1 pseudogene is annotated in these 1,074 nt (G+C 75.6%); it reads right to left on the bottom strand.

The window, feature by feature from the left end:
• Window positions 1-119 precede the first annotated feature (119 nt).
• Window positions 120-1,074: pseudogene (locus tag B9S61_RS07620) on the bottom strand (phosphatidylglycerol lysyltransferase domain-containing protein); the annotation flags it as partial.

Genomic DNA, 1,074 nt, shown 5'->3' with positions numbered 1-1,074 from the left:
GGTGCCTTCCGCCCGTGCGCGGGCCGCTCCGGCCGGCGTCAGGCGGACGCGGGGGCGCGGTGGGCGCGGTGGGTGAACAAGGATTCCTCAATCCCGCCTTCGTCTCGCGGCCCTTCTTCCTCTCGCCCTCCCCGATCCGTTCTCGTGCGGCCGGCGTCGCGCGCCGCGCGGCCGGCCAGGGGGAAATCCGCGATGTCCACCACCGCCCCGTCGCCGGGCCGGAGGGCGCCGAGTCCGGTCTCGCGGTGCCACACCCCGACGCCGCTCTCCGAGCAGCCGGTGACGGCCGGGATCCAGGAGTGGGCCCTGGCCTCGTCCATGAAGCGCTCGATGGCACCGGGCCAGGCCTCCACGTCGCCGACCGGGTCGCCGTCGGCCAGCATCACCCCGGAGATCACGCGGTAGGTCACCGCCGCCTTGCCGCTGGGGGAGAAGACGACGGCCCTGTCGCGGCGCAGCGCGAGGTGGCGCAGGGAGTCATGGGCCCCGTGCCGGGCGAGCAGGGCGCGCAGCCGCGTCTCGTCGTCCTCGGTACGCCGCGCGGCCGGGTGCCGGGGCCGGATGGCCAGATAGAGGGTGGTGGCGACGGTGAGCAGTCCGAGCGCGCCGAGGGAGAACGTGACCGTCCAGGAGGTGTCACCCCGGTAGTGGACCGGGCCCCCGAAGCCGGACAGGCCGTACAGGACGTGGGCGAGGCGGTCGGCGAGGCTCGGGTCGTCGATCAGCGGGCCGGGGTGGGCGTTGACGACGAGCAGCCCGAGGAGCAGTGAACCGGCGCCCATCAGGACGAGATGGGCCAGTGCCCGCCATCTGCCGCGCGGGCCGGGCGGCGCGGTGAACCGGTCGCGGTAGCACAGCAGGGGTGCGAGCAGCGCGAGCGCGAGAAGGACGCCGAGGAGGGACTGGCGGTAGGCGAACTGGGCGACCGCACCGGCCGGCAGCAGGACGACGGCGCCCTGCCAGGCGCGTCGCCGGCCCCGCGTGAGTCCGTGCGTGAGCAGCAGCAACAGCACGCCGGCGCTGAGCGAGAGGGCGGCCGCGAGCGGACCGAGCGCGCCGGGCAGCAGCTCGGCG

The organism is Streptomyces sp. SM1, from assembly GCF_002910825.1.
GTDB classification, from domain to species: domain Bacteria; phylum Actinomycetota; class Actinomycetes; order Streptomycetales; family Streptomycetaceae; genus Streptomyces; species Streptomyces okerensis.
The sequence above is the reverse complement of the archived record's forward strand: the minus strand, read 5'-3'. Positions and strand labels throughout refer to the sequence as shown.